10 protein-coding genes, 1 tRNA gene and 1 pseudogene are annotated in these 15,337 nt (G+C 55.3%); 6 read left to right on the top strand and 6 right to left on the bottom strand.

Going from position 1 to position 15,337, the window contains the following annotated elements:
- Positions 1-101: 101 nt before the first annotated feature.
- The 5 genes from guaD to LVJ83_RS09620 all read right to left on the bottom strand — a co-directional run bounded on the left by guaD (position 102) and on the right by LVJ83_RS09620 (position 7,297).
- Complete coding sequence (guaD, locus tag LVJ83_RS09640; protein ID WP_244784291.1) at positions 102-1,370, bottom strand: guanine deaminase; 1,269 nt, start codon at positions 1,368-1,370, stop codon at positions 102-104.
- 261 nt (positions 1,371-1,631) lie between these two features.
- Positions 1,632-2,552: a xanthine dehydrogenase accessory protein XdhC gene (gene xdhC / locus LVJ83_RS09635; protein WP_244784290.1), complete on the bottom strand. Its 921-nt coding sequence runs from the start codon at positions 2,550-2,552 to the stop codon at positions 1,632-1,634.
- Positions 2,542-4,944, bottom strand: coding sequence for a xanthine dehydrogenase molybdopterin binding subunit (gene xdhB, locus LVJ83_RS09630; protein ID WP_244784289.1), 2,403 nt, complete (start codon positions 4,942-4,944; stop codon positions 2,542-2,544). The genes xdhC and xdhB overlap by 11 nt, the downstream gene beginning before the upstream one ends.
- A 185-nt stretch (positions 4,945-5,129) precedes the next feature.
- Positions 5,130-6,557 carry a xanthine dehydrogenase small subunit gene (gene xdhA / locus LVJ83_RS09625; protein WP_244784288.1) on the bottom strand — a complete coding sequence of 476 codons (1,428 nt, stop codon included), beginning with the start codon at positions 6,555-6,557 and terminating at the stop codon, positions 5,130-5,132.
- A 296-nt stretch (positions 6,558-6,853) separates the two neighbouring features.
- On the bottom strand, positions 6,854-7,297 hold the full coding sequence (locus tag LVJ83_RS09620; RefSeq protein ID WP_244784287.1) for a DUF4124 domain-containing protein: 444 nt from the start codon (positions 7,295-7,297) through the stop codon (positions 6,854-6,856).
- A 166-nt stretch (positions 7,298-7,463) separates the two neighbouring features.
- On the opposite strand from LVJ83_RS09620, the gene guaB reads away from it, so the two are divergent.
- From guaB to LVJ83_RS09595, 5 genes are all read left to right on the top strand, one after another.
- Positions 7,464-8,927, top strand: coding sequence for an IMP dehydrogenase (gene guaB, locus LVJ83_RS09615; RefSeq protein WP_244784286.1), 1,464 nt, complete (start codon positions 7,464-7,466; stop codon positions 8,925-8,927).
- Positions 8,928-9,267: 340 nt separating this feature from the next.
- Positions 9,268-10,554, top strand: a complete 1,287-nt coding sequence (gene eno / locus LVJ83_RS09610; RefSeq protein WP_244784285.1) for a phosphopyruvate hydratase — start codon at positions 9,268-9,270, stop codon at positions 10,552-10,554.
- A 10-nt stretch (positions 10,555-10,564) separates the two neighbouring features.
- Complete coding sequence (ftsB, locus tag LVJ83_RS09605) at positions 10,565-10,843, top strand: cell division protein FtsB (protein WP_244784284.1); 279 nt, start codon at positions 10,565-10,567, stop codon at positions 10,841-10,843.
- Positions 10,844-11,128: 285 nt separating this feature from the next.
- Positions 11,129-11,476 (top strand): ArsR/SmtB family transcription factor, encoded by a 348-nt coding sequence (locus tag LVJ83_RS09600; RefSeq protein ID WP_244784283.1) that lies wholly within the window; start codon positions 11,129-11,131, stop codon positions 11,474-11,476.
- Between the two features lie 651 nt (positions 11,477-12,127).
- Positions 12,128-13,270: a THUMP domain-containing class I SAM-dependent RNA methyltransferase gene (locus tag LVJ83_RS09595; RefSeq protein ID WP_244784282.1), complete on the top strand. Its 1,143-nt coding sequence runs from the start codon at positions 12,128-12,130 to the stop codon at positions 13,268-13,270.
- A gap of 478 nt (positions 13,271-13,748) precedes the next feature.
- Here LVJ83_RS09595 and LVJ83_RS09590 read toward each other — a convergent pair.
- Positions 13,749-14,571 (bottom strand): annotated as a pseudogene (locus LVJ83_RS09590) (c-type cytochrome).
- A gap of 298 nt (positions 14,572-14,869) precedes the next feature.
- On the opposite strand from LVJ83_RS09590, the gene LVJ83_RS09585 reads away from it, so the two are divergent.
- Positions 14,870-14,945 (top strand) — tRNA-Arg (locus LVJ83_RS09585).
- The last annotated feature ends 392 nt before the right edge of the window (positions 14,946-15,337 follow it).

The raw sequence follows: 15,337 nt of genomic DNA, 5'->3' as shown, positions 1-15,337 counted from the left end.
CGGTGGCGGAAAAAGGTTTCAGACGGCCTGAATGATACCTTAATTGTCAAAGGCCGTCTGAAATCTGTGGTTTTTCAGACGGCCTTAGCAGATGGGAACGCTTACACTTTTTTGCCGGCAATATAAGTGGCTTTCACGGCCCGATCGTCGCCGAGCATCATCAGGGCAAACAGTTTTTCTTCGAGGCTGCGGCAGCGGGCGGTGCGCCTGGCCAACAGCGGCGTGGCCTGCCAGTCGAGTGCGATAAAGTCGGCTTCTTTGCCGGTGTTGAAGTTGCCGATATGGGCATCAAGGCGCAGGCTTTGGGCGTTGCCTTGGGTGATGCTGTAAAACGCTTCGTGTGCCGATAGGGCATAGCCTTGGAGCTGGCAGACTTGGTAGGCGGCGGCCAGTGTGGCGAGCATGCAGTAGCTGTTGCCGGCGCCGATGTCGGAGGCGAAGCTTACGCCGCACAGGGCGCGGCTGGCGCTCAGGTTAAACAGGCCGCTGCCGAGAAACAGGTTGGATGAGGGGCAGAAGGCGATTTGGCTGCCGCTGTCGCCCAGGCGGCGGCGTTCGGCATCGTTGAGGTGGATGCCGTGGGCAAAGGTGCTGGTGGCACCGAGCAGGCCGTAGTGTTCGTAAACATCGAGATAGCTTTTGCGCTCGGGGAACAGTGTGGCGGTGAAATCGATTTCGGCGTGGTTTTCGGCCAGATGGGTTTGCAGATACACGCCGGGGTATTCGGCCAGCAGTTTGCCTGCCGATGCAAGTTGTTCGGGCGTGGAGGTGATGGCAAAACGCGGGGTAACGGCGTATTTCAGACGGCCTTGGTTGTGCCAACGCTCAATCAGGGTTTTGCTGTTGGCATAGCCGGAGCGGGCGCTGTCGAGCAGGGCGGCCGGCGCGTTTCTGTCCATCAGCACCTTACCGCAGATATGGCGCATATTGCGGGCGCGGGCGGCTTCAAAAAAGGCATCGGCTGATTGCGGATGGCTGGTGGCGAACACCATGGCGGTGGTGGTGCCGGCGTTTTGCAGCTCATCGAGAAAAAATTCGGCCACAGCGCGGGCGTGGGCGGCATCGGCAAATTCGGCTTCGGCGGGAAAGGTGTATTGGTTGAGCCAGTCGAGCAGCTGTTCGCCGTAGCTGGCCATGATGTCGATTTGCGGATAATGGCAGTGGCTGTCGATAAAGCCCGGCATCAGCAGCGCGTTTGGGTGGCGCGTTTGACGGATGTGATCGGGCAGGTCGGGGCGGCTTTGGGCGGCGGTGCATTCGATGATGGTGCCGCTGTCTTCGTCTACCAGCAAGAGGCCGTCTGAAAAATATTCGGGGCGGCCGTCGGGCAGATAATGGAGAATTTCGCCGAAGTGTGCGTGTAGGGTCATGGTGGGCTCCTGAGTATTTTATTTTTGCTGTTTCATACCCATTCACAAAAATAACCTAACCGCGTTGGCTCGCCTGAGCTCGAAGAGGACTGCTTTCGCTAAGGCGCTGAAGCGCCAAGTCAACCAGCCCCGTACGTGTGTACTGTCTTCGGCCCGCCGCCTTGTCAGCTTACTTTTGTGAATGGGTATTCAGACGGCCTGTGTTTAAACAAAATGTTTCAGGCCGTCTGAAACGGTTGATATGATTCCAATTTTTATGATTCACATCTTTTCTACTGCTGATTGCGACAATGCTGCCAGCGCCGGGCGCCCGATGCCTTCGTTGCGCCGGGGGGTGTCGGGCAGTTGTGCATCACGCCATTGCAGCCATTGGGCGGCCACCGCCACGGCCACTTCCATCGGGGTTTTGCCTTTGCCGGGCAGGCCGACGGGCATGTGGATGCGTTTGCTGTCGGCGCTGCCAAAGCCTTGTCGTGCCAGCTTTTGAGTGAAACTTTTGGCTTTGGTGGCCGAGCCGATACAGCCGATAAAGGCGGCGGGCGCGGGCAGGGCGAGGGCGGCTTCGATGAGGGTGTAATCCAAATCGTGGCGGTGGGTCATGATTAAGATATAGGCGCCTTGACCGTAAGCCTGCATGGTGGCGGCGGCATCATCTTCATGGTAGCGGCGGCAGCGGATGCGGGGGTGTTCAGACTGCGGCAGTATGTCTTCGCGGTTGTCGAACCAATCTACACGGCAGGGCAGTTGTGCCAATATGCCGACCAGCGCCTGCGCTACATGGCCGGCGCCGAAAAGCACGATGCGTTGTGCGGCAAAGGCAAAACATTCAAACAATACGGTAACGCTGCCGCCGCAGCATTGGCCGAAGCTGGCGCCGAGGGAAAAGTTTTCGATGTGGGTATGGGCGCTGTCGCCGGTGGGTGCATCCTGCAACAACAGGCGGGCTTTTTCAATCAGGCGGTGTTCCAAACCGCCGCCGCCGATGGTGTCGTATGCGGCATCGGCGGTGATGACCATTTTGCTGCCGCAGCCGCGCGGGGCGGAGCCGGCAGTGCCGATAATCGAAACCAGCACATGCGGCGTTCGGTTGCGGTGGCAGTTGTCGAGCGCCTGATGCCAAGTGTGGTGTTCAGACGGCCTGTTGTGTAGTGAGTGCGATGGGCATGGGTGTTCAGACGGCATTATCTGCTCCTGACTGTACGCGGTTGACGGCATGCAGGATTTCTTCCGGTGTGGCGGGGGCGTTTAATTCGGGGCGCACGCGGTAATCGGCGCAGGCGGCCACGGCATCGCGCAGGGCGCACCAGACGGAGATGCCCAGCATAAAAGGCGGTTCGCCCACGGCTTTGCTGTGGTAAACGGTGGCTTCGGGATTGGCGCGGTGATAGAGCGCTACGTTGAATATTTCGGGCACATCGGCGGCGGTGGGGATTTTATAGGTGGCGGCAGCGGCGCTGTCGAGCCTGCCGTTGTCGTTCCAGCGCAAATCTTCGGTGGTGAGCCAGCCCATGCCTTGGATAAAGCCGCCTTCAATCTGGCCGATGTCGACGGCCGGATTGATGGAGCGGCCGACATCGTGCAGGATGTCGCTGCGCAATACGCGGTATTCGCCGGTGAGGGTGTCGATTTCCACTTCGCTGCAAGCGGCACCGAAAGCGAAGTAATAAAACGGTTTGCCGCTGGCGCTGTCGCGGTGGTAATAAATTTCCGGTGTGGCATAAAAGCCGCTGGCCGAAAGTGAAATGCTGTGTTGGTAGGCCAAGGTTGCCAATTCGCCGAAAGCGAGGCAGCGGCAGTGTTGCGGGTCGGCGGCGAGTGCGGCCAGCGCATCATTATCGGCAGTGCGGATGTCGTTATCGGCAATCAAGACATGGTTGCGCCAGAAGCGCACGTTTTCAGACGGCCTGTCGAAATGACTGCCGATAAAATCCAACAAGCGCTGTTTGAGCGTGCGGCAGGCATTTTGTGCGGCCATGCCGTTGAGGTCGGTGCCCGATGAGGCGGCGGTGGCGGATGTGTTGGGCACTTTATCGGTATCGGTGGCGGAAATTTTGATGCGTTCAATGTCGAGCGCGAATTCGGCCGCCACGATTTGCGCCACTTTGGTAAACAGGCCTTGTCCCATTTCTACGCCGCCGTGATTGAGATGGACGCTGCCGTCGGTGTAAATATGCACCAGCGCGCCGCCTTGGTTTAAAAAGGTGACGGTAAACGAAATGCCGAATTTAACCGGCGTGAGTGCGAGGCCGCGTTTTTGGTGGCGGTGGCGGCGGTTAAAGGCGCCGACGGCCTCGCGGCGGGTGCGGTAGCCGCTGCTTTGTTCGAGCTCGCGCATCAGCTCGGGCAGGTAAAAATGTTCGATTTTCTGGCCGTAATGGGTGCTGTCGCCTTCTTGATAGAGGTTGGTGTAGCGCACATCGAGCGCATCGTGGCCGACGGCTTGGGCAATATCTTCCATCAGCGCTTCGGCGGCAATCACGCCTTGCGGGCCGCCGAAACCGCGGAAAGCGGTGTTGGAGACGGTGTGGGTTTGGCAGCGGTAGCCGCTGATGAGCGCGTTGGGGTAGTGGTAGGCGTTGTCGCTGTGAAACATGGCGCGGTCGACAATGGCATCGGAAAGATCGGGCGAGTAGCCGCAGAGTGCGGCCAGCCGGATGTCTGCCGCTTGGATTTTGCCGTCTGCATCAAAAGCGGCGCGGTATTCGTTGGCAAAATCATGCCGTTTGCCGGTGAGCTGCATGTCGTCTTGGCGGTCGAGTCTGAGCTTGGCGGGGCGCTTGAGGCGCACGGCAAACAGGGCGGCCAGGCAGGCCCACGGCGCGGCTTGGGTTTCTTTGCCGCCGAAGCCGCCGCCCAAACGGCGTACGATAATCCGCACCAGCGCCAATGGTATGCCCAATACTTCGGCCACCAGTTTCTGCACTTCGCTGGGGTGTTGGGTGGAGCAGTATACGGTGACGCCGCCGTCGTCTTCGGGAATGGCGTAGGAAACCTGGGTTTCCAGATAAAAATGCTCCTGCCCGCGCACATACAGTTTGCCGCTTAACGTGTGCTCGGCGGCGGCCAATACGGCGGCGGCATCGCCTTTTTGCATGAAATGGGGCGGGCGCACGAAGCGGTTTTGGCGCATGGCGGCGGCGATATCGAGCACCGGCTCGGCGGCTTCGCAATCGGCTCTGCCCGATAAAGCGGCCTGTTTGGCCAGACGGTGCGAGCGGGCGGCCACGGCAAATAAAGGCTGGCCGTAAAAGGAAATTTCTTTTTCTACCAGCAAAGGGTCGCCCTTGAAAACAGGGCCGACATCGGTTTCGGCGGGTAAATCGGCAAAGGTTAAAATGTCGATAACGCCTTCTGCCGTGCGCACATCATCCAGATGCAGGGCGTTCAGACGGCCATGGGCAATCGGGCTTTTGCCGATGGCGATGTGTACGGTGCCGGGCAGCTCGGCCATATCGTCTACATAGGGCGCGCTGCCGGTAACGTGGCGGCGGGCGCTGTCGTGCGGGTGCGGCTGCCCGGCGCTGCCTTGTACGGGTTGTTGCAGCAGATGGGCGGTGTCGGGTGTGTGGCTCATGGGGTTGCCTTTACGGTGGCCGTCTGAATAAGCCGGATAAAGGGTTTTCAGACGGCTTTTTTTGTTTTTCAGATATGTTTTGGGATAAAGAAATACGGTGCGCTTGTTGGTTTGTGATTGCCATTGATAACCGTTAGCGGATAAAACAGCGGCAACGCAGCCGGATTGCCTTGATGAACAGCTGTTCAGACGGCCTCGGCGGTTTCGTTTGCCAGCAGCGGCTTCAGCAGCAGATTTTGTGCGACCTGCATACGGTAAGCTGCACCAGCGCGTACATCGCTCATCGGCGAGAATTCATCCGGCAGGTGGTTGGCTGCTTGTTGCAGGTTCTCTATCTCAAACGGCTTGTCGACCAGCGCGGCGGCGGTGCGCACGGCCAGCTTCGGAATGGCCGCCATGCCGCCGTAGGCAATGCGGGCGGCTTGGATACGGCCACTGATGATGCGCATTTTGGCGGCGAAAAGCACGGCGGAAATGTCGTCTTCCGGCCGTTTGCTCACTTTGTAAACATGCAGGGCTTCCCCGGCTTGCAGTTGCGGAATACGGATGTTGCGGATATAGGCGGCTTTAGGCAGGCGGGTTTGTTTGTAGTCGAGAAAGAAATCGGCCAGCGCAATCGTGTGGTGCCGGCGGCCGTCTGAAAGCACTTCGACAATTTCGACTTCCGCCTCCAAAGCCAATAAAACCGGCGGAGTGTCGCCGATGGGCGAAGCGTTGGCAATGTTGCCGCCGATGGTGCCGAGATGGCGGATGGGCTGTGAGGCAAAGCGGTGCATCAGTGCGCCGAATGCGGGAAAATGCTCGTGCAGCAGCGTTTCAGCATCTTGATAACACACCGCCGCGCCGATATCGATGCTGTGTTTATTCGAGGCCGTCTGAAGCAGTTCGGCCACTTGGTGCAGGCAGATAATGGTGTCGTATTGTTTGAATTGTTGGGTGAGGGTCAGCCCCAAATCGGTGCCGCCGGCCCACAATACGGCATCGGGATACCGGCGCAAGGCTTGCTGCAATTGGGCTTCGTTTTGCGGAATCAGCAGCGTGCGGCCGTTGTGGCTCAGTTCGGCGCAATCGGCGGCAGGAGGCGGCGCTGGCGTTGCGGTTTGGCCTGCATGGGCTGCATATTGGTGCATGCTCAATCCGGCTTCGACAATCGGGCGGTAGCCGGTGCAGCGGCACAAATTGCCGGAAATGGCGGTATGCACTTGAGCTTTGTCGGCGGCGCGGCCGGAATGGTTTTCATACAGCGCGGCCAGCGCCACGGCAAATCCGGGCGTGCAAAAGCCGCATTGCGAGCCGTGTTGCTCGACCAGCGCGCGTTGAGCCGGATGCAGGCCGTCTGAATCGTGCAGGGTGGCGAGGGCGGAGGCGGTGACAATGTAGCCGTTGTGTGCTTGTGCGAGCAGGGCGATGCAGCTGTTGATGTGGCGGTAGCGGATGCTGCCGTCGGCCTGCTGCTGTCCGAGCAACACCGAGCAGGCGCCGCAGTCGCCGCCGGCACAGCCTTCTTTGCTGTCGGTGAGCGCGGCGTGATGGCGCAGATAGTGCAGCAGGGTAGTGTTGGGGTCGATTCGGTCGATTTGCTGCCAACGGCCGTTGAGGTTGATTTGAATCATGATGGGTGCGCTCCGAATATATAGTGTGGCCACTATAAACGCTGCTGTGCCGCAGCTCTGTTCGATCCGACCCGCCTTTTTAAAGCGCCGTGTCTTGATGCCGATGGCGGTAATAGGCTGCTTTAACAGGTAGATGGTTGAATCCCGAAGGCCGCTTCAGCAGCCGGAAAGTGATGGTTGCAGCATAGCAAAGAAGAATAGCATTGGCAATAAATTGTTAACAATTGTTGGGCTGGAGGCAGTAAAAGGCCGTCTGAAAGAAACGCGGTGTTTCAGACGGCCTCGGCAGAGTGTGTTTAATTGCAGAATTTGGCAATATCGGCATCGTAGCGGGCGATTAAATCGGCACGGTTGTTGACGCGGGCGCTTTCGGCAAACTGGCGGTTGATGCGGGCGGTTTGGCAGTTGGCCTCTTGCTGCCGGCGGTTTTCTGCTTCGATTTTTTGGTTTTGCGCTTCTACTTGTTTGTTTTGGCGGGCGATTTCTTCGCTGAGCTGCTTTTGCTGATCGGCCAGCGACTGATTTTCGGCAACGGCCGGTTGTGTCGGCACGGCGGGGGTTACGCTGCGGGTGCGCACGTTAACCCTGCCGGATTGTGCCGGCTTGAGGTTGCGCGGCACGTCGGAATAGGTGTTGGTGCCGCTGTGGTTTTTCCAGGTGAAGACTTCGGCGGCAGACAGCGGGGCAGAGACCGCCAGCGCGCCGGTGAGAATGAGTTTGGCAAGTGTGGTAATGTGCATTATCCGATACTTTTATCAGTGGTTTTCAGACGGCCTCAATTGTACTGTTTTCTTACTTTGATGTCATGATGAAGTGTTGGGTTTATTTATGTAAACCGCTATTAATAGCGGCGTAAATTTGCTACAATGCCGTGCATCTTGCACAAACCGAGAAAGCCTGAGCATCATGCGTATCGTAGAAAAAGCCTATACCTTTGACGATGTTTTGCTGGTTCCCGCACATTCCCAAGTGCTGCCGCGCGACGTCAAACTTCAAACCCCGCTCACCCGCAACATCACCCTCAACACCCCCTTGCTTTCTTCTGCAATGGATACTGTTACCGAAGCCAGGCTGGCCATTTCGATGGCACAGGAAGGCGGCATCGGCATTATCCATAAAAACATGACGCCCGAGCGCCAGGCAAATGCCGTGGCCAAAGTCAAGCGCCACGAAAGCGGTATTGTTAAAGACCCGGTTACCATCGGGCCGGAGCTGCTGATCGGCGAGCTGCTGGAAATGCAGGCTAAGCGCAAACGCAAAATGTCGGGCTTGCCGGTGGTGGAAAACGGCAAAGTGGTGGGCTTGGTTACCAACCGCGACCTGCGTTTTGAAAAACGCCTCGACCAGCCCGTGTCGGCCATTATGACGCCGCGTGAGCGCTTGGTGACCGTGCCGGTGGGCACTGGCATCGATGAAGCGCGCGATGTGATGCATGAGCATAAAGTCGAGCGCGTTTTGGTGGTGAACGATGCATGGGAGCTTAAAGGCCTGATTACGGTCAAAGATATTCTGAAAAATACCGAATTTCCCAATGCCAACAAAGATGCCGACGGCCGTTTGCGTGTCGGCGCTGCGGTGGGTGTGGGTGCGGATACCGACGAGCGTGTGAAAGCGCTGGTGGAAGCCGGGGTGGATGTGCTGGTGGTAGACACCGCCCACGGCCACAGCCAAGGGGTGCTTGATCGTGTGAAATGGGTAAAAGAGCATTATCCGCATGTGCAGGTTATCGGCGGCAACATCGCCACGGCACAGGCGGCGCTGGATTTGGTGGCCGCAGGGGCGGATGCGGTGAAAGTGGGCATCGGCCCGGGCTCAATCTGCACCACCCGTATTGTGGCCGGCGTGGGCGTGCCGCAACTGACGGCAATTCATAATGTATCCGAAGCGCTCAAAGGCACCGGCGTGCCGCTGATTGCCGACGGCGGCATCCGTTTTTCAGGCGATATCGCCAAAGCGCTGGCGGCCGGTGCGCATTGCGTGATGATAGGCGGTATGTTTGCCGGCACCGAAGAAGCGCCGGGCGAAATTGAGCTGTATCAAGGCCGTTCTTATAAGTCTTATCGCGGCATGGGTTCGCTGGGCGCCATGAGCCAAGGCTCTTCCGACCGCTATTTCCAAGATAAAGACAGCAGCGACAAATATGTGCCCGAAGGTATCGAAGGCCGTGTGCCCTATAAAGGCCCGATTGTGCAGATTATCCACCAGCTGATGGGCGGCTTGCGTTCGAGCATGGGCTATTTGGGTTGCGCCACCATTGCCGAGATGCATGCCAAAGCCGAATTTGTGGAAATCACTTCGGCCGGTATGAGCGAATCGCACGTGCATGATGTGCAGATTACCAAAGAAGCACCAAACTACCATGTGCGTTAATATATGAAACAATGGGTTGGCCGCAAGCGGGCAGCCCATTGATGGCGTATAGAGCCGTTTAATTGCATCATCATACGGAGCGGCGGGCCGGAAACCGCATAAATCGTATGGCAAAGCGAGCCAACAAAGTAGGATGATTCCAATTGAATGGCGATAGAGATTGATGTTGCACAAGTTTTTCATATTTATCCGGGAAAATACTCGTTTCAGACGGCCTGAATCAGTATAATTCCGCGTTGTAATATTGCTTCAGACGGCCTGTGGGCGTTGAGATAAAGTTTGAGGCCGTCTGAAAAAGATTGATGGTTAGTTAATATTGTTTTGTTTTTAGGAGACTTGCATGAGCGCAATTGTTGATATTTTTGCCCGCGAAATTTTGGATTCGCGCGGTAATCCCACTGTAGAGTGCGATGTGTTGCTCGAATCCGGCGTAATGGGTCGCGCAGCCGTACCATCCGGCGCCTCTACCGGTCAGAAAGAAGCTTTGGAACTGCGTGACGGCGATAAAAGCCGTTATCTCGGCAAAGGCGTGTTGCAAGCCGTAGAGCACGTCAACAACGAAATCGCCCAAGCTTTAATCGGCATCGATGCCAGCGAGCAATCTTATGTCGACCAAATCATGCTCGATTTGGACGGTACCGACAATAAAGGCCGCTTGGGCGCAAACGCCACCTTGGCCGTGTCTATGGCTGTAGCCCGTGCCGCCGCCGAAGATGCAGGTTTGCCGCTTTACCGCTATATCGGTGGTGCCGGCCCGATGGCCATGCCTGTGCCGATGATGAACGTGATTAACGGCGGCGAGCATGCCAACAACAGCTTGAATATCCAAGAATTCATGATTATGCCGGTAGGCGCGGCAAGCTTCCGTGAAGCCCTGCGTTGCGGCGCGGAAATTTTCCATGTGCTGAAAAAACTGTGCGACAGCAAAGGCTTTCCCACCACCGTTGGCGACGAAGGCGGTTTCGCCCCCAACCTGAACAGCCACGAAGAAGCTCTGCAACTGATGGAAGAAGCTGTTAAAGCTGCCGGCTATATTCCGGGCGAAGACGTGTTGTTTGCGATGGATTGCGCTTCCAGCGAGTTCTATAAAGACGGCAAATACCACCTCGAAGCCGAAGGCAAAGCCTACAGCAGCGAAGAATTTGCCGACTATCTGGCCGAATTGGTGGCCAAATACCCGATTATCTCCATTGAAGACGGCATGGACGAAAACGACTGGGAAGGCTGGAAACTGCTGACTGAAAAACTGGGCGCCAAAGTGCAATTGGTGGGCGACGATTTGTTTGTTACCAATCCGAAAATCCTCGCCGAAGGTATCGAAAAAGGTGTAGCCAATGCCCTGCTGGTTAAAGTTAACCAAATCGGCACCTTAAGCGAAACCCTTAAAGCCGTCGAGCTGGCCAAACGCAACCGCTATGCCAGCGTGATGAGCCACCGCTCGGGTGAAACCGAAGACAGCACCATTGCTGATTTGGCTGTAGCCACCAACTGCATGCAGATCAAAACCGGTTCGCTGAGCCGCTCTGACCGCATGGCCAAATACAATCAACTGTTGCGCATTGAAGAAGAATTGGCCGAAGCCGCTTACTATCCCGGCAAAGCCGCCTTCTACCAACTGGGCAAATAAGGCATAAACCATGAAGTGGGTGACTTTGGTTTTAATGGCTGCAATTGCATGGTTTCAATACAGCCTTTGGCTTTCCAAAGGCGGTTGGCGCGATATGTGGCAGCTGCAAGACCGGGTGGTGGCGCAGGAAGAAAAAAACCAGGCGCTCGCTTTACGCAACACCGCGTTGGCGGCGGAGGTCATGGATTTGGCCGAAGGGCAGGATGCCATCGCTGAAATCGCCCGTGTAGATTTAGGTTATATTCAAAGCGGAGAAACTTATTACCGCTTGGTACGCCGCAATCCGTGACGCTATAACCGCTGATGCTGTTCAAGACCGGAATCTTCTTTACAGGATTCCGGTTTTTTATTAAGCAGAGAGGCCTTGGCCAAATTTCTGTTGCAGCGGCAGCCATTGTGCGGTTAATGCCCATGCACGCAAGTAAGCTGAACAAGGCAATAAGCCGAAGATGGTGCACGTGTATGGTAAGGCGCGCCAATGCCGTTAGATTATTGTTGTGGGCAGGCATCAGACGGCCTGCGTATGGTATGCGGCGGCTTGACTTAGCCGTAAGCTGTGCATACTATCCGCAGCATGAATACACGCATTTTTTCGCAGAATTTACCGGCTAATCATCCGGCTCGTGAGCAGATTCGCTTGGAAAACGTATTGGTGGCTTTGGGCAATCCGTTGCGCTTGGCGGCTGTACGCATGATTGCAGAGGGCGGGCCGCACCCGTGTTGTGCGGTTTTACCCGGGGTTCCCAAATCTACCATGACCCATCATTGGCGTATTTTGCGGGATAGCGGGGTGGTGTGGCAGATCCGCCATGGGCGCGAATATCAATTATCACTGCGGCGTGAAGATTTAGATGCACGTTTCCCCGGCTTGCTTGCTTCGGTGTTGGCTGCGCTGGCTGAAGACGCGGCACCGCAAGATTGAAAAACCGAAAAGGCTGCCACGCTGTGACGATCACACATGCCGTCTGAACGGGTTTCAGACGGCATGTGTGATTGATAATGAAAGTATGTATAAACAGTTTCGCCTTGATTTGGGATAATATCCATTCACAAAACAAGCTAACAAGGCGGCGATCTGAAGGCGGTATGGCTAGTTTTTCCGTGAGCGGAGCCCACGCTACAATACTGCCCACCAACACCGCTCACAGTAATGCCGAATAGTGTTGATTGACAGCACCGGTTAAGCGTTTGCCGATAGGTTAAGGTCAGGCCGTCTGAAAACGGTAAAGTGCGGTTTCAGACGGCCTTGCTTTAATAGAATTGCCGGTAACGGTTGGCAATGCAGATGTAGCGTGGGCGCCGCCCGTGAACTTTCTGTTTGAGCTAAGTCCTTTCACAAAAATAACCTAACCGCATTGATTCGTCTGTGCTCGAAGAGGACGGGTTTCGCTAAGGTGCTGAAGCACCGAGTTAATCAACCCCGTATTAACTGCGCTGTCTTTAGTTCGCCAACTTATGGGCTTGTTTTTGTGAACGGGGATAAGGCGGAACAGACAGGCATTATGAGCTATAATGCGCACACGATTACCCATCCGCGCCGGCAGACCGCCGGGCATCTAGATAAAGAACATCCATGACCACTTATTCCCTTTTCGTTACCTGCCCGCGCGGCCTGGAAAATATATTGTCTGCCGAGTTGGCGGGGCAGGGCTGCACGCAGATTGAGCCGACCGACGGCGGCGTGGCCTGCAAAGGCCCATTGGAACAGGTTTACCGTGCCAATCTTTATACGCGCACTGCCAGCCGCGTATTGCTGCAACTGACCAAAGGCAGCTACCGCAATGAAGACGATATTTATAAACTTGCCCGCAATATCAAGTGGGGCAATTGGTTTGAACTGGCGCAAACTTTTAAAGTAAAAGTGGAAGGCAAGCGCGCACAAGTCAAAAGCTTGGATTTTGTCGGCCTGAAAATCAAAGATGCTTTGTGTGATGCCTTTCGGGATGCATGCGGTGCCCGCCCGAGTGTGGGCAAACTCCACCCCGATGTGCGCGTACATGCTTTTCTCAACGACAAAACCGTGCAGATTTTTATCGACACCAGTGGTGAAGCCTTGTTTAAACGCGGTTACCGGCAAGACACCGGCGAAGCACCGCTGCGCGAAAATCTGGCGGCAGGCCTGCTGTTGCTGGCCGGTTACGACGGCAGTCAGCCGTTTCAAGACCCGTTTTGTGGCAGCGGCACCATCGCCATCGAAGCCGCCTGGATTGCAACCCGCCGCGCCCCGGGCCTGATGCGCCGTTTTGGTTTTGAAAAGCTGCAAGGGTTTGATAAAGCCTTGTGGGATAAAATCCGCCGTGAGGCCGAGCAAAAAGTGGTGTTTCAAACCGCTGCGCCGATTGCGGGCAGCGATAATGACCGCCATATGATACGGGCTGCGGCAGCCAATGCAGAAGCGGCTGAAGTCAACGATTTAATCCGCTGGCAGGTGCAAGATGCCCAAGCAGCACGCCCCAACGGAGCGGGCGGCATCATGATTTCAAACCCGCCCTATGGCGTAAGATTGGCCGAAACACAGGCTTTGCAGGCGCTGTATCCGCAATTGGGCAGTTGGCTCAAGCAGCATTATGCCGGCTGGTTGGCCGGCATGCTGACTGCTGATCGCGATATGCCCAAGCTGATGCGTTTGCAGCCCAAGCGCAAAATTCCGTTGTTTAACGGTAATTTGGATTGCCGGTTGTTTTTATTGGATATGGTGCAAGGCTCCAACCGCTGATGCGGTATGAATGCAGGCCGTCTGAAAGCTTGGTAAAACAAGGCTTTCAGACGGCCTGCCTGTTTTGCTGCCACACAAAGTATCTTTGTTTTTTGCCCATTTATATCTATTCACAAAAATAACCTATCGCTTGGTATTGCGGCATTCTGCTCCCTTCCCCGCCCCCACGAGGGAGGGTTAGGGTGTCCTGATGTGTCATATATCATCATCTTTTTGGCGCTAAAAATACATCTGTTGTGTTAAAAAGCCTTGCAAGATACCCAATCTTGCTGTGCTTTTTGCCTGGCATCTACATTTTCAAGAGCAAAAATCCCCTTATAAACGACACATCAGGACACCCCAGGGTGGAGCAAAGCAGTATATCTCATGGATTATCTTATCCCAAACTCACGTAAGGTAAGATGATTGAGATAATTCGGTTGAGCGGCTATAAAAAAAGCGCACCCGCAAAGGATGCGCTTTGGCATATCAGGCAAAATCAGATATTGCCGCCGGATTGGTTGACCATATAGGTAACCGCCGCTTTCACTTCTTCATCGGTCAGTGCCGCATTACCGCCTTTGGGCGGCATCAGGCCGCCGTCGGGGCCGGTGTAGCCTTCGATGGCATGCTTGAACAAGGTTTCTTTACCTTGTTTGATGCGATCAGTCCAGTCGGCATTGTGGGTAATTTTTGGTGAGAAGGGAATTGCAGAATCGGCGGCGTGGCAGGCCATACACAGGCTGTCGAACACTTGTTTGCCGTCGACACTTGCTGCGCCGGCTGCGGGTGCGGCATCGGAAGCTGCAACACCGGAGGCTGCCGCATCGGTGGCAGCGCCTACGGCGGGCGCTTCAAAATTGCCGCCCGACTGGTTGGTCATAAATACGATGGCGCGTTTGAGCTCGTCGTCGGTCAGATCGGCCGCGCCGCCCTTGGCCGGCATGGCGTTAAAGCCGTTAAGCGCATGGTTGAACAAGGTATCGAAACCTTGGGCGATACGCGGTGCCCATTCGGCGTTGTGGGTCACTTTCGGAGAGTTGGGTACCACGCTGTCGGCAGCATGACATTGGATACAGATTTTGTTGAAAATTTGCTCGCCGGTGCGCTCGCCGACGGGCGTGCCGTCGCCCATGGTCACATTGCCCACAGGCATGATGCGGGTTTCGGTGGCAGACTGGGTGCTTTCTTCTACATCGCTGTAATAGCCGCTGGTAGCCAGTTTTACCAGGAAAAACAGAACTGCAAGCAGAATAACGATACCCGCCCAAGAGGGTAATGAGTGCAGAGCCTCGGGCTTTATTGTTGGTAAGTCGGTTCATTTGGTTGGCCTCGCCGTTTTGGTAGTTGTGACGAAAATGTTATGGTTTTTGTTAATTTGAATTAACAATAATTTGCTGGATTATACTGAATTCGCAGAGGCTTTCCAATCTTTAATGGCCGGTTTGTTTCAAAAAAAGTAAATTTATCATGAAATGGCCGTCTGAAAAGCCTGTTGTGCATCATCAGGAGCGGGGCAGACATAAAAACTTTGCCTATTTGCGCGATTTGGGTTAATCTTACGCCCCTAAAGCTTGTTGTGCTTCAAAATTAATCAAAGATTGAAGGCCGCAGGCTTATGCACCCATAGCTCAGTTGGAAGAGCGTCAGTTTCCGAAGCTGGAGGTCACAGGTTCGATCCCTGTTGGGTGCGCCAAATTTCTATTTACGGCCGCAGCAATCTTTAGGGCTGAAGCGGTAAATAAAATATGCAACCGGCAGAATCGGGCAGTGCGGCAATGGCAGCACTGCCCGATTTGCGTATTTGTAACCGATTTTGCGGGCAGGATATTTTGATAAAAATCAGAGATTAGCGGATTTATGAATTTTTTTTGTTAAAAAGTGAAAGTTTTTGTCTTGCTTGGGGGCGGGGTTTGCGTTATCGTGTGGCTTCTTTTTCGATAAACTCTCAAAGCATCTAAATCAATTGACTGGGTTGCTTGGTTGTCGCCGGATTTCTGCAATGCGCGTACCCTAAACCGCTGCTTGCAGAAATCGCATTACAGGTGCGGTGGCGAGGCCGGTGGCTCCTATTGGTTTACATGCAAC

The organism is Uruburuella testudinis (assembly GCF_022870865.1).
GTDB lineage: Bacteria > Pseudomonadota > Gammaproteobacteria > Burkholderiales > Neisseriaceae > Neisseria > Neisseria testudinis.
This window is presented reverse-complemented; position numbering and strand designations above follow the sequence as displayed.

Excerpts from the sequence above, each read along its gene's own strand:
- guaD (WP_244784291.1), bottom strand. The coding sequence starts at position 1,370 with ATGACCCTACACGCACACTTCGGCGAAATTCTCCATTATCTGCCCGAC.
- xdhC (WP_244784290.1), bottom strand. The coding sequence starts at position 2,552 with ATGCCGTCTGAACACCCATGCCCATCGCACTCACTACACAACAGGCCG.
- xdhB (WP_244784289.1), bottom strand. The coding sequence starts at position 4,944 with ATGAGCCACACACCCGACACCGCCCATCTGCTGCAACAACCCGTACAA.
- xdhA (WP_244784288.1), bottom strand. The coding sequence starts at position 6,557 with ATGATTCAAATCAACCTCAACGGCCGTTGGCAGCAAATCGACCGAATC.
- LVJ83_RS09620 (WP_244784287.1), bottom strand. The coding sequence starts at position 7,297 with ATGCACATTACCACACTTGCCAAACTCATTCTCACCGGCGCGCTGGCG.
- guaB (WP_244784286.1), top strand. The coding sequence starts at position 7,464 with ATGCGTATCGTAGAAAAAGCCTATACCTTTGACGATGTTTTGCTGGTT.
- eno (WP_244784285.1), top strand. The coding sequence starts at position 9,268 with ATGAGCGCAATTGTTGATATTTTTGCCCGCGAAATTTTGGATTCGCGC.
- ftsB (WP_244784284.1), top strand. The coding sequence starts at position 10,565 with ATGAAGTGGGTGACTTTGGTTTTAATGGCTGCAATTGCATGGTTTCAA.
- LVJ83_RS09600 (WP_244784283.1), top strand. The coding sequence starts at position 11,129 with ATGAATACACGCATTTTTTCGCAGAATTTACCGGCTAATCATCCGGCT.
- LVJ83_RS09595 (WP_244784282.1), top strand. The coding sequence starts at position 12,128 with ATGACCACTTATTCCCTTTTCGTTACCTGCCCGCGCGGCCTGGAAAAT.